Raw genomic sequence first — 19,105 nt, 5'->3', positions numbered from 1 at the left:
TTTATTTAGTTCAAAACCTTAATCCTGCCATTGCTGTCACATCACTTATCTGATTGTAAAACCAATAAGATTTACTCCACGATGTGTAACCGTTAAAACTACCATGAAGACCATAAAAGAATTTACCAGCGTTACGCACAAGCGCAAAACGAACACGTATGTTCAATGCAAGTTTATTGGTTGGTCCGTCAAAAGTATCGTCCACGCAATGCTTCAATCCTATCGAAGGCATTGCTGTAACATTAAACAGCCAGTTTTTATGGAAAACCCAGTTATAGCCATATCCCACATTAATCGCATAATCATAGAAATGAAACGAGAAATTCTCGTTTGGCCATGGGTTATAAGGTTTCAGATCCTCAGGCAACTTGCTCGTGTCAAGAGCCAGTTTCTGATTAGAATATTGGACTCCTAGGATAAACGATCCTGCGTTACGCCTTTGTATTTTAGAAAAACAATAAGCAGCTGCATGGGCATATTTCTTGTGATTAAACACATAGAACGCATCTATTCCTAGTGTCTTAGATGTCAAACCATCAAATTTCACATTGACAAAATGCCCATCTTTATAATTACCAAATTTGTTTATTCTAGACGTGCCTGTGTTTTTATTATAGTAGAGCTCGGCTACAACACGGCTGCAAGTGAATGAAAATCGAGTGCGACGATGATCTATCACACGCCCAGACAGCAAATTGTCTATGTCGGGCATATACTCAAACCCAACAGCCATAAACGACAAGCGAAAACCAGCACTCGTGCGGGGCTCAGTGTTTATAAACAGGCTAGGCCTGCCACTACGAGCATTAAATTGAAACAAATCCCACTTAGTGTTGGCTTTTATCATCAACTTCCATTTCTGCGGGTAAGAATACACATAGGACGAGTCATAACTGTTAAACGTGTGGTCGCCCCAGCGGTAAACATCATAACAAAATTCCACAAACTTGGGGCCTTGTAGAGTCGTGTCCATCACGTCAAAGCGTTTTTCTATCAACTGCTTAATCCAACTTTTCTCCTCAGGTATCCTCTTTATAATATGAGCAGGCACACTATCGTGCAAATAGTTGTGCACATTTTTCCTGATTTTGTGCGTAACACTATCTATACGTTCGCTTCCCAAAGCAAATACAGGTACTACTAAAAATAATATGTATAAAATTCTTCTAATCATTATTTCACATCTACTACTTTCACTGTGTCGGTCACAGTAGTATCTTTAACAATGTTAAGTTTATATCTGTTTTTATTCAAGAAATCAAACGGACGATCAAAGTCGTGCTTCCACACAATTCCCACACCTTGAGTTGTCAAGGCATTACGCACATAGAAATTCTGGTCATTGAAGTGGTTATAGGCTTTCAACCTGAACGAGCCATTCTTGTTAAGGAGGTATTCAATGTCGAAATCTCCTATGAAATTACTATTGCGAGTATTGTACTTGTTGTCGCGGTAACCAAAGTTGCCATTGAAGAGCAAACGATTATTAAGCAGTTGGCTCGACAAGGCAAGATCCACTTCCACGTCACTAAAGTCACCTCGCGATGTTCTGAAATTAGGCGAGATACTCCATTTGTCGCTCATCTTGCCCAACATGTTGGATAACTGCGACGATATCGTCGATGACGCCACCGAGGTGAGTTCATTGTTAGGCCGCGAGTTATTCATATACTCGGGGGTATAAAATCTATTAAGAGCCAGCAGATAGATAATCTGACGGTTCATCATTTCGTCTGTACTGATAATACTCTTGATACGTCGGTAAGCATCTGTGGTCAGAGTCGGGAATTCAAGGTCGAACGAAATGTCTGGCTGGCTTATTAAGCCCTTAGCATTCAACAATGCATGTACCGGCACATTAGTACGGTTGATTTCCTTGTCGTCGGCAAATGTTTCGTCTAGGTCCTTAATGTTTGCATTAAGAGCATATACTGCCTTGATGTCGAGCAACGCTGCATAAGGATCGCCCTGGAAACTGATGCTACTGCCATCCTTGATAGTAAAGTCCTTGATGATGACATCTTGAAGGGTGAAGTTATAATTACCTTTTTCAAGCGTATATTTGCCGAACATCGTCATCTCATCATTATTATTATAGGTGAGACGCAGGTTTCCTCTACCTGTTGCCTTGATGCGGTCACCACCCACGGGATCCATCACGACTATCAACTGCAAGTCGGGAGTAATGTCGCCCTGCAAGTCAATGTTATAACTTGTGGGCGGGCCTTGCTGTTCAATATTAGCCTTTGCCGACAGCTGACGCACTATTTCAGGTATAGTATCTACAACTTCTTCTACCTTGATTTCTCCGACAGGCTTGTTCCGGTCTCGGAATGTAATGAAGTTATATTCATTAGCCTCCTCGGCATCGCTCAACACGAATGTAAACTTGCTGTTAGGTGAAGACTGCATGTTTACCTTGATATCAACTACTCCAGGTTCTCCTGTCACGAATGCCGAACCATTACCATAAACTTGTCCATACCATATCGGATTTATGTCAGCATTGGTATCATAACACAAGAAGTTCTTAGCTTCTGTAATGGAGAAATTAAACACAGGGTCATGGAAACTGTTATGCTTGAGCCAGCCATTGAGCTTCGCTTCGTGACCCTCTCGGTCATGAATCATCACGTCGCTGAATGTGATCAAGTCGGGCTTCATGTGCACAGAGTCTCCGCTGCATGTGTAATATACATTAGTATAGTCTAACTTGAATTTGAGGCTATCGGCTTTGATGTCGCCCTTCAAGTTAATGGTCTTGAAATTGCCAAACAAGATTGCATTGCCCGACACCTCGCCTTGCACATCGCTTGTGAATGCCGACATGTAAGGTTTCAGGAATCCCACATTGGCACGCTGTGCATCAAAATCGAGATACAACGAATCGTCGGCAGCAAAGATTGCACCCTTAATGCGCGAGTGCAGCCCATTGGTTTGGGCGATGTCGGCATCAAGTTCCACCGCTTTTTCATCATTAAGCCAGCGACTCTTGATGTCGGTGTCACCCATGAGGGCCTCATTGTAAGACAATCCTGCCACATGCAATACAGGAGTGTAAATCCTCGGTGCTTTTGAGAACAAATCGCTGGCATAGAACTTGCCTGTTGCTTGCCCTCCAAAGGTAACATGGTTGATATTTAGTGTCTCAAACACATAGTCAAGGCTTATATCATTCAACTCTAAGCAAAGTTCTGATTCAGGGTTCTTCGATGCCTCTCCATTAATTTTCACAAACTGGTCATCACTATGGCCGCACAGATTATCAACTTTAATAACACCATCGTGCACACTCACCTTGGCAGGATCTACTTGCCAGGGTTTGTCATTAAACACAAGTTGCGATGGGTTGACATCGATATCAATAATCATCTTACCATCTTCGTCACGGTCGAAGAATGACGACATATTCAGATTACCGTGGAAATCGGTCTCACGGGCTACACGCCAAGCCAGGTCGGCATCAAGTCTGTCATTTATGCCATTGGCATTCAGCGTCACTGCAGCTTTACCCTGCTTGAGCGGGAACAAAGTGTGAGCAACGACCGACACGTTGCCTGCTTCATTGTCAAGGCGAGCCGAGAGATCGGTGCCTTCTATAATCTTATTTCCATTAAGAAGATAAGGAGCATTCACATTAACAGCAAACGAATTGTGCGACTCGCTTATATTTCCGTTTACCGTGGTCTTATACACAAACTTAACTGGCAACTTGAGTATATCGTTCAACTCGTCCGACGGGTCAAGAACAAAGTTGAAATCCAAGTCGTTTTTCTTGCTGGCACGTTTCAGCACATAGGCATAGTTACCAAACAGTTTGGGGAATGCAGTCGATAGCATACCCTTAACCGAAGGCACTAATGTTGAGAAGTCATACGAGCCTGTTACATTTCCGTTCAGGAAATCGCTATTCAGCGTGATGTTTTGCGGCATTGATGCATTGTCGGCAGTCAACGTCACGTTATTCAAGTGCAACTTCTTACCATTCCCGTCGCTGTAATTAACATCGTCAACTACAATGCTGCCAGTGAGGTTATCTAGCGAATTACCGCTGAAATTTGATGACATCACCATTGATACCTGTCCATCGGGCACGTTCTTGATAAATCCCAGGCGAGACATGTTCAATCCGTCGGTATTCAGGTCGATGTCTATTGTAGTCGCAGGGCCGTCAAGATGTGCCACTCCTTCAATATTGAGTTTCACCGACGGGTCATCAACCGATATCGAACCATTGACGTCTTTCAGTTCATTTTTCAAGTCGGCGGTAATGTTATGATAACGATAGCCATTGAAATCAATGTAACTTATCACGCCATTAATGCTAGCATTCGACAGTTTTCCAGCGCCCAACTGGCCGGTAAGATCCACGTCCATAGCTACTTCACCGAGCAGATTAGTTTTCGCAAGCAATTCACCGAGACCGAAGCCCAAGGTCGCTATGTGCCCCGAGAAACTCTTGTTGGCGTCATTCGAGACAAACTGGCCATTTAGGTTCAACGCACCTAGCGATGTACCCACACCGCCATTAAAATGGAGATTATGGATATTTCCTTTGGCCGATCCATCGATACTCACATCGCCGCAACGCCTGATTATACCTGCTGCCTGGGGCGTGAGGGAAGCGAAACGCGACACAATGTCTTCAACCTTATCGGCATGAGCATGAAGGACGATGTGAGGCACGTCAAAACTAATGTTTTCCTTGCTCGACAAACTGTCTATGGTGGCACTGGTATTGAGCGACAACAAATTGTCATGGGTATTTAGAGCCAGGGTGCGTACATCCACATGATTAGCGTCGCCCTTGATTATTGCCGAGATATCTACCACGTCTTTCATTCCTTTAAGTTTGGGAACAAAGGGTGAAATGTCTTCAAGAGCGATGTAACTGTTTGACAATGCCACCTCAACCGGAGAATTTTTAATATCATTCCCCATAGTTTTAAGTGAGTTGTAGTGCAATTCAATGTCGCCTAACGACAACAGCGAGTTAGGCAATTCCACAATCAGTCCTCGTGCCACTGTCATCTTGTTGTTTATCTCAACCTTTGCTGCAATGTTTTTAAGTTTAAATCCGCTTTGCTCCACAAGCGACATGCGATTCAATTCTATAATGAAATCGTCATTTTTAAGCCTAGGCAAGGTCAAGTCGGCCTTAATGCTATCGAGTGCCACATGGTTAGGGTCAAACTGTCCTTCCTTGCGGGCTTCACTCAGCAGGTCGTAAGTCAATGCACACTTTCTTAGCACCACGTTGTAGATAACCAAGTCAAATTTCTTGGGAGGCTTGTTATCCTTTGGCTTAAACGCATCAATAATAAACTGCATGTTAGTCGGGCTTTCTCTGTCGGGCTTCACAATGTGTCCTTTAAGCCCCACAATTTCAGCATAAGTAAACACTATGCGCTGGTTCACTACAAGATTATATAGACTCACGCCTGCACCCAATTTTTCAATGGTAAACAGTGAATCCCCTTTCTGGTCGGGCACCTCGACATCTTTGAGCACGACCTCGTTAAACGGCATGATGGTCACTTCTCCAATCTTGACGTCGGTATGAAGCAAGTTTGAGAGTTCCTCCTCGCCCACTTCCTTTATCTTGTCCTGCACAGCAGGGATCGACAATGCAACGTATGCAATGGCGAACACACCCACAATAGAGACCAGAGCGGTAACTATTGCTAGTCGCAGTATGTTATATATCTTGCGTGCTGCCTTCTTCATTCAGTTTATCAACTCTTTTTTACACAGGTAATTGTTCACATTGTTTCAGCCACAACCCGCTTGATGCGTCGCTAGGCATGCGCCAGTCGCCACGGGGCGAGAGTGACACGTTTCCCACCTTTGGACCATCAGGCAGGCAGGAACGCTTAAACTGCTGGTTGAAAAATCGGCGGCTGAATGTTGTGAGCCACTTTTTTATAGTGGCATTGTCATACATGCCGGCAAAGGCCTTGCGTGCCAAGAAATAGATTTTTTCCGGCCCGAAACCATGACGAAGCATGTTATACAAGAAGAAATCGTGCAGTTCATAGGGACCAACCAAATCCTCGGTCATTTGCGCTATGTTGCCCTGGGCATCAGCCTTGGTAAGTTCGGGACTGATCGGGGTGTCTAGCACATCGAGCAAGGTCTCGTGTATCACTATGCCAGTAGGGTTGCTGGTATTCATCGACGACGCAAACCACATCACGAGATGACGGGCCAGTGTCTTGGGTATGCTGCAATTCACGTTGTACATCGACATGTGATCGCCATTATACGTAGCCCAGCCTAGTGCAAGTTCGCTCAGGTCGCCAGTGCCCAGCACCATGCCACCCACTTTGTTGGCGTAGTCCATGAGTATCTGGGTGCGTTCTCGTGCCTGACTATTCTCATATGTCACATCCTGCACTTCGGGATCATGCTCGATATCGGCAAAATGTTGCATCACTGCATCAGCGATTCTGATTTCTTTCACAGTAATGCCCAGTGCATTCATCAGCGCCACAGCATTCTTATGGGTGCGTCCGGTCGTTCCAAAACCAGGCATAGTGATTCCGTAGATACCTTTGCGGTCAAGGCCCAGCCGGTCAAAGGCCCGCACTGCTATCATCAGTGCAAGCGTTGAATCCAGTCCGCCAGAGATCCCCACTACAAGCGACTTCGTGTGGGTGAAGTCCATGCGGCGCATCAGCCCCTGCGTCTGAATGTTCACGATTTCTTCACAACGTGAGTTCAATCGCGACGTCTCATTAGGGGTAAAGGGCATCTTGCGCACCTTGCGTTCTAGTTTCACATGCTCATAATCTAGCGGGTCAAACTCAATAGGGATATACTTGTACTGGCGTGTAAACTGAAGCATACTGTCAGTGAAACTGCCGTTCAACCTACGCTCATTGTCAAGGGCTTCAAGATCTACGTCGGCAACCGACATCTGCGGTGTAGTGCAGAATCGCTTGCCCTGCTTGATTATGCTTCCGTTTTCAGCTATTATAGCATTGCCGGCAAACACCAGGTCGGTGGTTGACTCGCCATAGCCCGATGAGGCATAAATATATGACGCAATGCACTGGTTGCTCTGGTGCTTAATCAAATTCACCAGGTAGTCATGCTTGCCCACAAGTTCATTGCTGGCCGAGAGGTTGACCAGGACATTTGCCCCATTAATGGCTGCGATACTGCTTGGAGGAACCGGAACCCACAAGTCTTCGCATATCTCGATTGCCAGCTTCAACCTGCCGCACTCAAAGATCATGTTAGTGCCGAACTGATATTTTAATCCATTAATCGAAATCTCGGTGATCGCCCCACGGGTAATATTATCGCTGGCAAACCAACGCTTCTCGTAAAACTCCTTATAATTAGGCAAATAAGTTTTAGGAACCACATACATGCCATTGTTGCATGTCATCACAATGGCACAGTTATACAAGTGGCCGCGCTCGCGCAACGGTGCACCCACAATAGCGATACTTCCGCTAGCTACCACGTTGCGAGCAATCTCCTCGATTCCCAGTTCCACCTCATCCAACAAAGCTTCGTTGCCGAAAAGGTCGCCGCAGGTATAACCCGTGACAGCAAGTTCAGGGAACACCACTACCTGGGCGCCCTCCTCTCTTGCCTCGTTATATGATTTGATGATATTGTGCACATTTCCAGCCACATCGGCCACATTGAGCGACGGCACAACCGACGCCACGCGCACATATCCATAGTCAGTCTTATATGTAGGTTTGTTCTGTAACATTACTCTATACAATAAATAACTTACAAAGGTACAAAAAAACCACCAATCAAGCACCATTTTGCCGCATGTTTTTTCATCACACTTAAAACTCCCTGCCAATAAACTTTTGCATGTTTATTTTTTTTCTTACCTTTGCACAGATTTTTAGAGTAATCGTTAATTAACCATACATCCATTTTATGTTTTCTTCTTTTAGCATTATGGATACGCTCAGCGCGTTCCTTGTTCTTTTGGGTATTATCGATATCGTAGGTTCTATACCCATTATCTTGCAGATAAAATCCACTGGCAAGCACGTCAGTGCCACCAAGGCAACCATCTATTCATGGTTGCTCATGATAGGTTTCTTCTATGGCGGTGACCTCATTCTCAAAATCTTCGGTTGCGATATTGGTTCGTTTGCGATAGCCGGCGCCATCCTCATCTTGTTCATGTCGCTTGAAATGATTCTCGACGTTGAAATCTTCAAAAATGCCGGCCCCATTAAGGATGCGACACTTGTGCCACTTGTCTTCCCATTGCTGGCAGGAGCGGGATCTTTCACCACGCTCATCTCCATGAAGGCCATGTATAGCGACCTCAACATCATGCTTGCACTTGCGCTCAACATGGTGTGGGTGTTCATCGTCATCAGCCTCACCGACAAGGTGCAGAAAATCCTCGGCAAGAGCGGTATCTACTTCATACGCAAGTTCTTCGGCATTATCCTCATGGCCATTGCCGTGAAACTCTTCACCGACAACATTTCCCATCTGTGGCAATGACAATATCAACGCAACAAACATCCCTTTTTTGAGTAGATTATCAATTTTATAACATATTTATTGCAATTTTCAATAATTATTGGTAATTTTGCAGCATAAATAAGATTATATGACTCGATTTTATTCATATTACTATTATTTTTACTTTTATTCTAACACAATAAAGGCGGAATCGGTATTGAGTTAAATTGATGAATTAAATCTACTTTTCAAGAATTAGATGATTAACAAAGATAACGAGTCCCGCCATGAACAGTGACGGGATTTTTTTATGGACAATATATGGAACTCAGAGTAGCGATACAGGGCGTGGCTGGATGCTTCCACGACGAGGCCGCCCACGAATACTTCAAGGGCCAGGACATCACCACGGTGCCCTGCGAGACTTTTCACGAGATGATGGACGTGCTGCGTGGCGACGCTTCCATGCTCGGCATCATGGCCATAGAAAATACCATAGCCGGCAGCCTGTTGCAAAACCATGAGCTGCTGCGACAGAGCAACCATCGCGTCATAGGCGAGTTCCGCAAGTACATCTCTCACTCGCTTGTCGCCCTTCCGGGGCAGACCATCGACGACATTGTCGAGGTCAACTCTCACCCCATGGCGTTGCGGCAATGCGAGCAATTTCTCATGAGGCATCCTCGCATGAAACTCGTCGAGACCAACGACACCGCTGGCAGTGCCGAGATGATTGCCAACAACAATCTCATGGGACACGCTGCCGTGTGCGGCAAGTATGCTGGCGAACTCTACGGGCTCAATATCCTTGCCGAGGACATACAGACCAACAAGCGTAACTTCACACGCTTCCTCATCATCGCCGACCCCGACACCGCACCCGAGTTCACCCGAGGCAGCAAACCCGACAAAGCAAGCATCGAGTTCACCCTGCCACACAATCAAGGCAGCCTCTCGGCTGTACTCACCATCTTCTCGTTTTACGGCATGAACCTAACCAAGATCCAATCTCTGCCCATCATAGGACGTGAGTGGGAATACCGATTCTACGTCGACCTCACCTACAACGACTACACACGTTACCGCCAGAGCATCGACGCCGTGAAACCACTCATCAACGACTTCAAAATACTTGGAGAATATGAAGAAAGCAAGCAATAACATAACACCCGCCTGTCGTGTGAGCGAGGTCAAGGAATACTATTTCTCTACCAAACTCAAAGAAATCGCTGCGCTCAACGCACAGGGAGCCAACATAATTTCCCTTGGCGTGGGTGGTCCCGACCAGCCGCCGCACCCCGAGGTGATAAACACCTTGTGCCACGAGGCACAACAGCCCGGTGCACACGGATACCAGCCCTATGTGGGCCTGCCCGCATTGCGCGAAGCCTACGCCGGGTGGTATTCACGTTGGTATGGCGTTGAAATTGATCCTGCCACCGAGTTGCTACCGCTCATAGGTTCCAAGGAAGGTATCCTGCACACCACCCTCGCCTTCATCAACCCCGGCGACGGCGTGCTGGTACCCAACCCTGGCTACCCCACCTACACATCGGTCAGCCGCCTTGCTGGCGCTAGTATACACTACTATGACCTCACCGAGGAAAGTAATTGGGAGCCCGATTTCGAACAACTGGAAAACATCGTCAAGGACAGCAACATCAAGCTCATGTGGGTTAACTATCCCCACATGCCCACTGGCAAGACTGCCAGCAAAGCACTGTTTGAGCGTTTGGTTGACTTCGGGCACCGTCACGGCATTGTCATCGTCAACGACAATCCTTATAGCTTCATTCTCAACGATAACCCTTTGAGCATACTTCAAGTCGAAGGCGCAAAGGACATCGCCATCGAGATGAACTCCCTCAGCAAGTCGCACAACATGCCAGGTTGGCGCATGGGCATGGTCACGTCTAACGCCACTTTCATCAACTGGATTCTTAAAGTAAAGTCCAACGTTGACTCCGGCCAGTACAAACCCATGATGCTTGCCGCAGTGCGCGCACTGCAATGCGACGAACAGTGGTATGCCCAGGTCAACCAGGTCTATGCCGAGCGTCGCAAGGCTGCCGAGCAACTGATGCAGGCACTCGGGTGCACATTTGATCCACAGCAGCGTGGCCTTTTCCTGTGGGGACGCATCCCTGACAGCGTCGAGTCGAGTGAAGCATTCGCTCAACGCATCCTCGACAAGGCAAGGGTTTTTGTCGTGCCAGGTTTCATCTTCGGCACCAACGGCGACCGCTTCATCCGCATCTCGCTCTGTGCTTCAACAAGCAACATACAGCAAGCAACCCAGCGTGTGCTAAATATTGACAACAATTAATATATATATATATATGGAAATGTTTAACGATTTACAACCTATCACTTTCCCTGGCGTTGATCCCGACCAACCTCTTGTAATAGCAGGCCCTTGCAGCGCCGAGAGTGAAGAACAATTACTCGACACAGCACGCCAGTTAGCAGCTAACGGCGTCAAGATATTCCGTGCAGGCATTTGGAAACCCCGCACCAAGCCCGGAGGCTTTGAAGGTGTCGGCCTGAAAGGACTCCTGTGGATGCAGCAGGTCAAGAAAGAAACAGGCATGTACACCGCCACCGAGGTCGCAACACACGAGCATGTCAACGCAGCCCTCGACGCAGGCATCGACCTCCTCTGGATTGGCGCACGTACTGCTGCCAACCCCTTCGCCATGCAAGACATCGCCGATGCATTGCGTGGTCACGAAGACGTGCCCGTGCTGGTAAAGAATCCTGTCAACCCCGATCTCGAACTATGGATTGGCGGAATTCAGCGCATCTACAATGCCGGTATACGCAAACTCGGTGCAATTCACCGTGGTTTTAGCGCCTACGGCAAGCACCTCTACCGCAACGAGCCACAATGGCACATACCTGTGGAGTTGCATCGCCGCATACCCAACATCACCATCGTGTGCGACCCGTCACACATGGGCGGCAGGCGCGAACTCATCTCGCCCATCTCGCAGCAAAGTCTCGACATGGGTGTTGACGGTCTCATGATCGAGTGCCACTGCGACCCCGACAAAGCGTTGAGCGACAACAACCAGCAGCTCACACCCGACAACCTGAACATCATTCTCAACGCTCTCGTTGTGCGCGACACTCACGTTAGCACCGAGAACCTTTCCACCCTGCGCCAGCACATCGACCGTTGCGACAATGAGCTGCTCGAAATTCTTGCCAAGCGCATGCGCATCGCCAAGGAAATCGGAACCTACAAGAAAGAACACAACATGCAGATTGTGCAGGCTGCACGCTACGACGAGATCATGAAACGTCGCGTCAAGCAAGCCGAGTCTCTTGGACTCAACCCCGAGTTCATGAAAGAAGTGATGCAAGCCATTCACGAGGAATCAGTCAACCTGCAACTTTCACTCTTTGAAGGCAAAAAGTAATGGACCGCATGAAAATTCTTATTATGGGAGCCGGCAAGATGGGATCATTCTTGTGCGACGTGCTCAGCTTTAACCACGATGTTGCAATCTACGACACCGATGTCGAACGCCTGCGTTTCACATTCAATGCCATGCGTTTCACCACTATGGACGAGATTGAAGCCTTCCAGCCGCAACTCCTCATCAACGCAGTGACGGTCAAGTACACCATCCCCGCTTTTGAGGCAGTGCTCCCCCACTTGCCACAAAGTTGCATCATCAGCGACATCGCCTCGGTCAAGACAGGATTGCCCGAATTTTACAAGAACTGCGGTCACCCATTTGTGAGCACCCATCCCATGTTTGGCCCCACCTTTGCTTCGCTCAGCAATCTTGCCAGCGAGAACGCCATCATCATCAGCGAGGGCGACTGTCTGGGACGTGTATTCTTTAAAGACATATACAACAGCCTGCATCTCAACATCAGGGAATACACCTTTGCCGAGCACGACGAGACCATAGCTTACTCACTGTCAATCCCCTTTGCCAGCACCCTGGTCTTTGGCAGCGTGATGAAGCACCAGGACGCTCCCGGTACCACCTACAAGCGTCACATGGCCATCGCGCAAGGCCTCATGAGCGAAGATGATTACCTATTGCAAGAAATCCTCTTCAACCCGCACACCAACGACCAGCTCGACAAAATCAAGGAAAAACTCACCCGCCTGCAAGAAATAATTGACAATAAGGACAGCAAGGCAATGAAGACATTCCTAGAAGAAGTGCGTGAAAACATCAAGTAACCCCGAATTTAGCGAGTTATATAAAGATATTACTAATTTATTGCCAAGCAAGACAATATCCGAATCTCTCCCCCTCCGCCGCTATTCGGCGCTGGGGGTATTTTTTCTGTCCCAAATGGGAAATGATTGCTTATATTTCGAGTCCTGTTTTTCAGCATTCATTATTTTTTTGTAATTTTGCAAGTTGTTTAGGAATCTAAGCAAATAAAGTAACTATACTCCAATATGATTTTTGCAGAATCCCCGCGCGGATCTCACGGATCTCACGAAAAGATTAATAACAGATTGCTCTGATTTAACTGAAAAAGAAATTATTCTAATTATTTTAATTTCTTTCAGTTATTATTAAATCCGCACGGTGACTCCGCAATGCACTATTGGCGAATAGTTACGCACATAACTGTTGAATGACTAAATTGATAAATAGATGAAACACGGAATTTTCAGTAATTTTAAGGGCGACCTTTTCGGTGGTCTCACCGCTGGTATTGTTGCCTTGCCGCTTGCTCTGGCGTTTGGTATCCAGGCATTTGGCGGCATCGATGCTCCCGAGGCAAGTTCTATGGGCGCACTGGCTGGCCTTGTGGGTGCGACCCTGCTAGGTATGTTCGCATCAATCTTTGGTGGCACTCACTCGCAGATTAGCGGCCCCACCGGACCTATGACTGTTATCACCGCCGGCCTTATCAGTGCCTCATGGACAGCTAGCAACGGCAACTTCTCTAGCGTGCTCATAGCCATGTCGCTCGCAGGTCTGTTCTGCGGACTTTTTCAGATTCTTTTCGGCATTCTCAAGATCGGCAAGTATGTTCGTTACATCCCCTACCCTGTCCTGTCGGGATTCATGAGCGGTATCGGTGTCATCATCATCTTGCAACAGATTTATCCCCTTGTGGGGCAAAAGTCTCCCGTGCTCGTTGTCGATATGGTGACTGGTCTTTCTACAATCGCCAAGGCTGGCATCAGCTGGCAGGCATTAGGTCTGGGACTTGCAACCATCGCAATCATCATCGCGATGCCCAAAATCAGCAAGAAAGTGCCTTCAACTCTTGTCGCACTCATCGGAGTGACCATTATCTCTCTTTTATGCAGCATCGAGGAAAAACTCACCATTGGTGAAATTCCCACAGGACTACCCATGCCATTTTTTGCCAAAGGACTTGACCTGAGCAATGTGGACTGGGCGCAAGTGCTCAAGGCAAGTGTGATACCAGGTCTCACGCTGGCAGGTCTTGGCTCTATCGACACTCTGCTCACCAGCGTTGTGGCCGACAACATCACACGCACCAAGCACAATAGCAACAAGGAGCTCATCGGCCAGGGCATTGGTAACGCCATTGCCGGATTGTTCTGCGGTATCGCTGGCGCTGGTGCTACCATGCGCACAGTGGTAAATGTGAAGTCGGGCGGACGCACGCAGCTCAGCGGTGTCATGCACTCACTGTTGCTGCTGTCCATTCTCCTCGGACTGGGTGCCCTTGTGAGATATGTCCCCCTTGCAGTGCTCGCAGGTATCCTCATTACTGTGGGATATGGTATCATTGACTTCAAGGGATTCCGCGACCTCAACAAGATTCCTCGTTCGGACGCGTTTGTCCTCATCACGGTATTCATCGTGACAGTATTCGTCGATCTCCTCACCGCCGTGGGCATCGGCATGGTTATGGCTTGCGTCTTCTTCATGAAGCACGCTGGCGACATGCTTGAAAGAAACTACAGCACTGCCGAGATAAGCGAGTTTGACAAGGAAAACCCATGGCCCGACGAGACCACAATGCCCGAGGAGCTCAAAGGCAAAGTATATGTGCAGCGTCTCAACGGCCCCGTCTTCTTCGGCTCAATCACCAAGTTCCAGGAGGTGATGCACGACGTGCCCACCGACGCAAAGATTGTCATCATTCGCATGCGTTATGTTGCCTACCTCGACCAGTCGGGAGTTTACGCATTTGAGAGCGCAATCAAAGACTTGCAGGCCAACGGAGCGACTGTACTCATGACCATCGTGCAGCCCCAGGCCATGTCTAAACTCACCGCACTCAACATCATCCCAGGCCTCATCCCCGAAGACCACGTCTTCCCCACATTCGAGGCATGCACAACCTGGCTGCGCAACAACGCCCAGTAAATATAGTTTTCACACACACAAAGGGATACCCGTCACCACAACGACGGGTGTCCCTTTATATTTTCTTGTCTGTGTCTATTGAAGCGTAAAATGTAACCACAGATTACACAGAAATACAGGGAATTAAATTTCAGATTTATTGTTGTCCGGTAAAAATTCTTAGTCAACATCGTAACTATACACCAATGTTGTTTTTGCGCAGTCACCGCGCGGATCTCACACATGATTTTGTAATAAATCAGTAAAATCAGTGAGATCCGCGCGGGGAGTCCGCGAAAATCTGTATTAAAAACTAAACTTTTTGTAAACTTTACTTGTCATATTGGAAATTTTGCTTAACTTTGCGCCGTGAAACAAAAAAACATAATCATGACAAAGAAAAAACTTTCAGTCCTCGACACTAATTATCTGTTCCCCCGGTGGTGCGCCATCGTGGGCTGGTGTGTTTTCATCGTGTGTGCAATACTCCTCCCGTTCCACAAAGAGCTGCCCGACCTCATTACTTTTACCACTATCAACATCTGGCCGCAAGAGAGCCAAGGGCTGCTTGTGACCAAATCTAACTGGTGGATTGAGATTCTCATTTCAGGACTTTCAGTTTCCATGCTTCTCGTTTCTTTCACCAGAGTCAAAGAGGAAGACGAATTCACAATCAACCTGCGTCTCAAATCGGGGGCATGGGCACTGAAACTCTACACTATTGTCATCGTATTGGGCACATTACTCATCTACGGCGACATCTACATGAAACTCATGACAGTGTCATTTGTCGCTTGCTTCTTGATATTCATCGGGAAATTCCAGTATGAACTCTATAAGCTAAAAAAGGAGGCCCAAGATGAAGAATAGCGTACACGTGGAGCGTGCCATCAAACGCATGACCCAACAGCAACTGGCGACCCTCGTCGGAGTGAGCCGGCAGACCATCGTTGCTATAGAATCAGGCAAATACGTACCATCAACGGTGCTGTCAATGAAGATTGCCTCGGTTTTTGAAAAACCGTTGGAAAGTATCTTCACACTCGAAGAATCCGACTGGCAATAACATCCCATTTCCACATAAAATTCCCCAACATGAATACTCCCGAACAAGAAATACAAGCACTCAAGTCGCGCATCTCACTGCTTGAACAACGCGTTGCTACACTCGAAGGAAAACGCTATGTGCCCGACAGAGAACCTGCGGCCACAACACACTCTGTCCTAGACGATATTCTAGATGCCGTCTCAGCACCACCACCCTTGCCCAGCCCTACAACCGCTCATCAGGCTCCAGTTCCGCCAACCAGACCTGCGAAGCAACACAGCGAGTCATTCCTTGAACGCAACGTGGGCAAATACGTCATGGGCATTGCCGCTTCTGTGCTAGTGCTACTCAGTCTTGTAGGGTTTGCTCAATTTATAACGCCACATCTCACAGCGCTGGCCAAGGTCGTCATCATGTACCTGGTGAGTGCCATTTTCGCTGTGGCGGGACTTTTGCGCATGTGGAAAGAAGGCAAATACCAAGTTCTCTTTACGGCTCTTGCTGCATGTGGTGTGAGTGCTGTGTATGTGACCAGCTTATTGGGCCATTTTGTTTTCGACATCATCGGCACATGGGTGCTTGTCGCAATTCTCATGGCATGGATAGCATGCCTCATCCCGCTATCGCGCCAAGGAGGAAGGATATTTGCCATTATCTGCAACGCCGGCATCATCATTGCATCAACGCTGTGTGCATTCAACTGGTCGTCAAGTCTAGCAGGTATTGCCGTCTATGCACCTTGCCTCGCCGCTCTGTACTGGGCAGTGCGAACCGCGACTTTCAAAGGTGACTGGCTGCTGCTAGTTCAACTGCCCGTTGTCTGTGTTGCGCTGCTAGTACTAGGCGTGTTTAGAGATGACACAATTACTGCTGCCTGCATCACATCGTTAGCAGTTGTTTATGCCACGTTCCTGCTCTCACAACTCTATTACAAGGATGACAACAAGCATGTGAAATTACTCTTCCTTCACGGAATCACTACACTTGCAGCTATAATGTTGTCATCGGCAATAATAACAGTAGAGACATCGGTGAAATGGAATAGCATCATTTGCTTCATAGCACTTGCATCACTGCTAGTTGTGCTCTACCGCAAGCACCGCGCTCAATCGCCGGTTTTATTCTATCTCTTGTTCTTCCCATTTGCGATAGGCATGTCAACGCTCAGTTACAACGCCACGTTCTCACAACACATAGGACATCTTGCGCCAGCGGCATTACTGCTCATGACTATCGGGGTGAGATTTAAGGAATTGCCCATGCGACTCGCTTCCGTAGTCTATGTCATACTGTGGTGTATATTCGCGCAGCCCACTTGGGAACAAGTGATTATCGTCACTACCACTTCTTTGTTACTGCTGATTCACACAATCAGGCACTACCACTATGCCGACAAATATTCGTTCACAACCCTCCTCGTTGCCGGTGTTTTAGTGCTTGCCCAGCACAACATGATCGACATCGCCATTGCCTACACGATGCTCGGCATTCTAGGCATATTGCTATGCACACCACTGTTCCGCAACAACATGGCAACGCGCAAGAGCGAAACCGAATCAGTAATAATAAGTTACGCTTCTACATTCATACTCCTTGGCGTAGGTGTGTCTATGCTATTCAAGCCTCAATTCAGTGCATTGACCATTGCACGCCACACGATAGCAGGCACCGCTTCCGTTGCACTGGGACTCGTCATCCTGGCCACAACGGCTCTGTCAATAGCAAACTTAAAGAGATCTTACACAATAAGCATTGCCGACGAACGCGTAACAAGTTGGTACAATGGAATCAAATTGAGCATCGTCCTTTTTGCGATACTCCACAGCCTCCATGCCGTGAACTTTGTAATCTCAATAGCAGGCATCGTGCTTGCAGTGCTGTTCATCATCATCGGCTTCAAGTTCCTTCTGAAAGGATGCAGGCTTTATGGCCTAGTGGTATCTTTGCTGTGCGTGATAAAGTTAGCGATGTTCGACATCCAGTATGACTCCACCATCATGCGACCCGTGGGACTGCTCGTTTCAGGCCTCTTGTGCTTCGGCATCAGCTGGATTTACTCACGTCTAGAACGAAAAATCAAGTAACCGATGCGTAGCAATAGGATATAAAATCTTTCAAAAAACTAGATAAAAAGAACCGTCCCTTTTATCTATTAAAAATTAACTAGTCGAATGAAACGAGAATTTTTAATTATACTTTTTGTAAATGCAATTATATGTATTCTATTAAGTTTCCTAACTGGAACTTTTAGAGATACATTGACAATGCTTTGTACCTCTGTTGTTACATGCCTAGTTTGTATTGTACTGTCATGCATTATGGGAATAGTGTTAAAAAATAAGAAGTTTGCACCTCTCATGCTGCTCAACTCCATAATGTTACCATGTATAATCTTTATTATTTTCCAGGTATCAAGCAGTTTCCGTATTCACAACCTGTATGTCATGTATCATTTTGAAACCCCAGAAGGTGATTACCAAGTTTATATACACAAAGATTCTAATGCTTTTAGTATTGACAAATCCTTTGACGGAGGAAGCGAGGGAATCGTCTCAGGAACATATACCCGTTTACGTGACAACGAATACAAACTGCATGTTTCTCATGCAAGTTCCTATGACACCATACACAATGAGTTGTTAATCAAAAACGATTCAATTCACGGATTCAATGGCGCATCATATTCTGTATTCACTGGATCAAAATAAACATTTGCGATTATGAAAAAGACAACACTAATAGTATTAGTTAGTATAGGATTTGGCTTACTGCTAGGAAATTGCATAAACTGGCTATCGCATTTTAGATTTCACGAGATAAATTCGATAGATAATAGTGAATCAGTGGAGGACTCTAAAAAGAATCATGCATTCCTTTGGGAATATGAATACCCTGACACGGTTTGGGTTAATGATTCCATATTCATCAGATTCAAAGAAGTGTTTGCCGAATACGATCGTTTTTATCCTGGCCCGACCGACATGTCCGAGGTGTCCTACGAATCGGCTAAGGTAGTTCTAATAATTGAAGAAATTAATGACGTCGGGTTAAGGCAATTAACCAAAACATGGGGATTATCTGGCCTAAAACTGAAGCCATATATGCGCGCAGTTGAGTACTTTGACTCATTACCGCAAGACACTATTTACTATTATTGCTGTCCGATAAAACTTGAATCCTCGCGCGTTCACGCGTGAGCAACAAAAAAAAGGGAAAGAACATTTGCCCTTTCCCAAAAGGTTTGTAACTTTGTGTGACCATACTACAAATTTCAAACCTATGGACAAAGGTA

General features: G+C 46.7%; 15 protein-coding genes. 11 read left to right on the top strand and 4 right to left on the bottom strand.

The window, feature by feature from the left end:
• Positions 1-10: 10 nt before the first annotated feature.
• The 4 genes from ACKI3C_RS05775 to ACKI3C_RS05760 are packed head-to-tail and all read right to left on the bottom strand — an operon-like array spanning position 11 to position 7,908.
• Positions 11-1,174: a DUF4421 domain-containing protein gene (locus ACKI3C_RS05775; RefSeq protein ID WP_407402973.1), complete on the bottom strand. Its 1,164-nt coding sequence runs from the start codon at positions 1,172-1,174 to the stop codon at positions 11-13.
• Positions 1,174-5,727: a translocation/assembly module TamB domain-containing protein gene (locus tag ACKI3C_RS05770; RefSeq protein ID WP_407402971.1), complete on the bottom strand. Its 4,554-nt coding sequence runs from the start codon at positions 5,725-5,727 to the stop codon at positions 1,174-1,176. Before ACKI3C_RS05770 ends, ACKI3C_RS05775 begins: the two co-directional genes overlap by 1 nt.
• Positions 5,728-5,746: 19 nt before the next feature.
• Positions 5,747-7,732, bottom strand: a complete 1,986-nt coding sequence (locus ACKI3C_RS05765; RefSeq protein ID WP_407402969.1) for an NAD(+) synthase — start codon at positions 7,730-7,732, stop codon at positions 5,747-5,749.
• Between the two features lie 20 nt (positions 7,733-7,752).
• Positions 7,753-7,908, bottom strand: a complete 156-nt coding sequence (locus ACKI3C_RS05760) for a hypothetical protein (RefSeq protein ID WP_407402967.1) — start codon at positions 7,906-7,908, stop codon at positions 7,753-7,755.
• A gap of 3 nt (positions 7,909-7,911) precedes the next feature.
• On the opposite strand from ACKI3C_RS05760, the gene ACKI3C_RS05755 reads away from it, so the two are divergent.
• From ACKI3C_RS05755 to ACKI3C_RS05705, 11 genes are all read left to right on the top strand, one after another.
• Positions 7,912-8,496, top strand: a complete 585-nt coding sequence (locus tag ACKI3C_RS05755) for a MarC family protein (RefSeq protein WP_407402965.1) — start codon at positions 7,912-7,914, stop codon at positions 8,494-8,496.
• 282 nt (positions 8,497-8,778) lie between these two features.
• Positions 8,779-9,618 (top strand): prephenate dehydratase, encoded by an 840-nt coding sequence (locus ACKI3C_RS05750; RefSeq protein WP_407402963.1) that lies wholly within the window; start codon positions 8,779-8,781, stop codon positions 9,616-9,618.
• Positions 9,599-10,783: a pyridoxal phosphate-dependent aminotransferase gene (locus tag ACKI3C_RS05745; RefSeq protein WP_407402961.1), complete on the top strand. Its 1,185-nt coding sequence runs from the start codon at positions 9,599-9,601 to the stop codon at positions 10,781-10,783. The genes ACKI3C_RS05750 and ACKI3C_RS05745 overlap by 20 nt, the downstream gene beginning before the upstream one ends.
• A gap of 19 nt (positions 10,784-10,802) precedes the next feature.
• Positions 10,803-11,879 carry a bifunctional 3-deoxy-7-phosphoheptulonate synthase/chorismate mutase type II gene (locus ACKI3C_RS05740; RefSeq protein ID WP_407402959.1) on the top strand — a complete coding sequence of 359 codons (1,077 nt, stop codon included), beginning with the start codon at positions 10,803-10,805 and terminating at the stop codon, positions 11,877-11,879.
• A gap of 8 nt (positions 11,880-11,887) precedes the next feature.
• The gene (locus ACKI3C_RS05735; protein WP_407402957.1) at positions 11,888-12,661 is read left to right on the top strand and encodes a prephenate dehydrogenase/arogenate dehydrogenase family protein; all 774 of its coding nucleotides are present in this window, start codon (positions 11,888-11,890) and stop codon (positions 12,659-12,661) included.
• A gap of 427 nt (positions 12,662-13,088) precedes the next feature.
• A complete protein-coding gene (locus tag ACKI3C_RS05730) occupies positions 13,089-14,786 on the top strand; it encodes a SulP family inorganic anion transporter (RefSeq protein ID WP_407402955.1) in 1,698 nt (565 codons plus the stop codon).
• 369 nt (positions 14,787-15,155) lie between these two features.
• Positions 15,156-15,635, top strand: coding sequence for a hypothetical protein (locus ACKI3C_RS05725; RefSeq protein ID WP_407402953.1), 480 nt, complete (start codon positions 15,156-15,158; stop codon positions 15,633-15,635).
• Positions 15,625-15,831 carry a helix-turn-helix transcriptional regulator gene (locus ACKI3C_RS05720; RefSeq protein ID WP_407402951.1) on the top strand — a complete coding sequence of 69 codons (207 nt, stop codon included), beginning with the start codon at positions 15,625-15,627 and terminating at the stop codon, positions 15,829-15,831. Before ACKI3C_RS05725 ends, ACKI3C_RS05720 begins: the two co-directional genes overlap by 11 nt.
• A 29-nt stretch (positions 15,832-15,860) precedes the next feature.
• Positions 15,861-17,897 carry a hypothetical protein gene (locus ACKI3C_RS05715; protein WP_407402949.1) on the top strand — a complete coding sequence of 679 codons (2,037 nt, stop codon included), beginning with the start codon at positions 15,861-15,863 and terminating at the stop codon, positions 17,895-17,897.
• Positions 17,898-18,257: 360 nt separating this feature from the next.
• Positions 18,258-18,521, top strand: a complete 264-nt coding sequence (locus ACKI3C_RS05710; RefSeq protein ID WP_407402947.1) for a hypothetical protein — start codon at positions 18,258-18,260, stop codon at positions 18,519-18,521.
• 12 nt (positions 18,522-18,533) lie between these two features.
• Positions 18,534-19,010: a hypothetical protein gene (locus ACKI3C_RS05705; RefSeq protein ID WP_407402945.1), complete on the top strand. Its 477-nt coding sequence runs from the start codon at positions 18,534-18,536 to the stop codon at positions 19,008-19,010.
• The last annotated feature ends 95 nt before the right edge of the window (positions 19,011-19,105 follow it).

The sequence above is a fragment of the Sodaliphilus sp. genome (assembly GCF_045598405.1).
GTDB classification, from domain to species: Bacteria; Bacteroidota; Bacteroidia; order Bacteroidales; family Muribaculaceae; genus Sodaliphilus; species Sodaliphilus limicaballi.
Note: the sequence above shows the minus strand (reverse complement) of the source record. Positions and strands in the feature narration are given on the sequence as shown.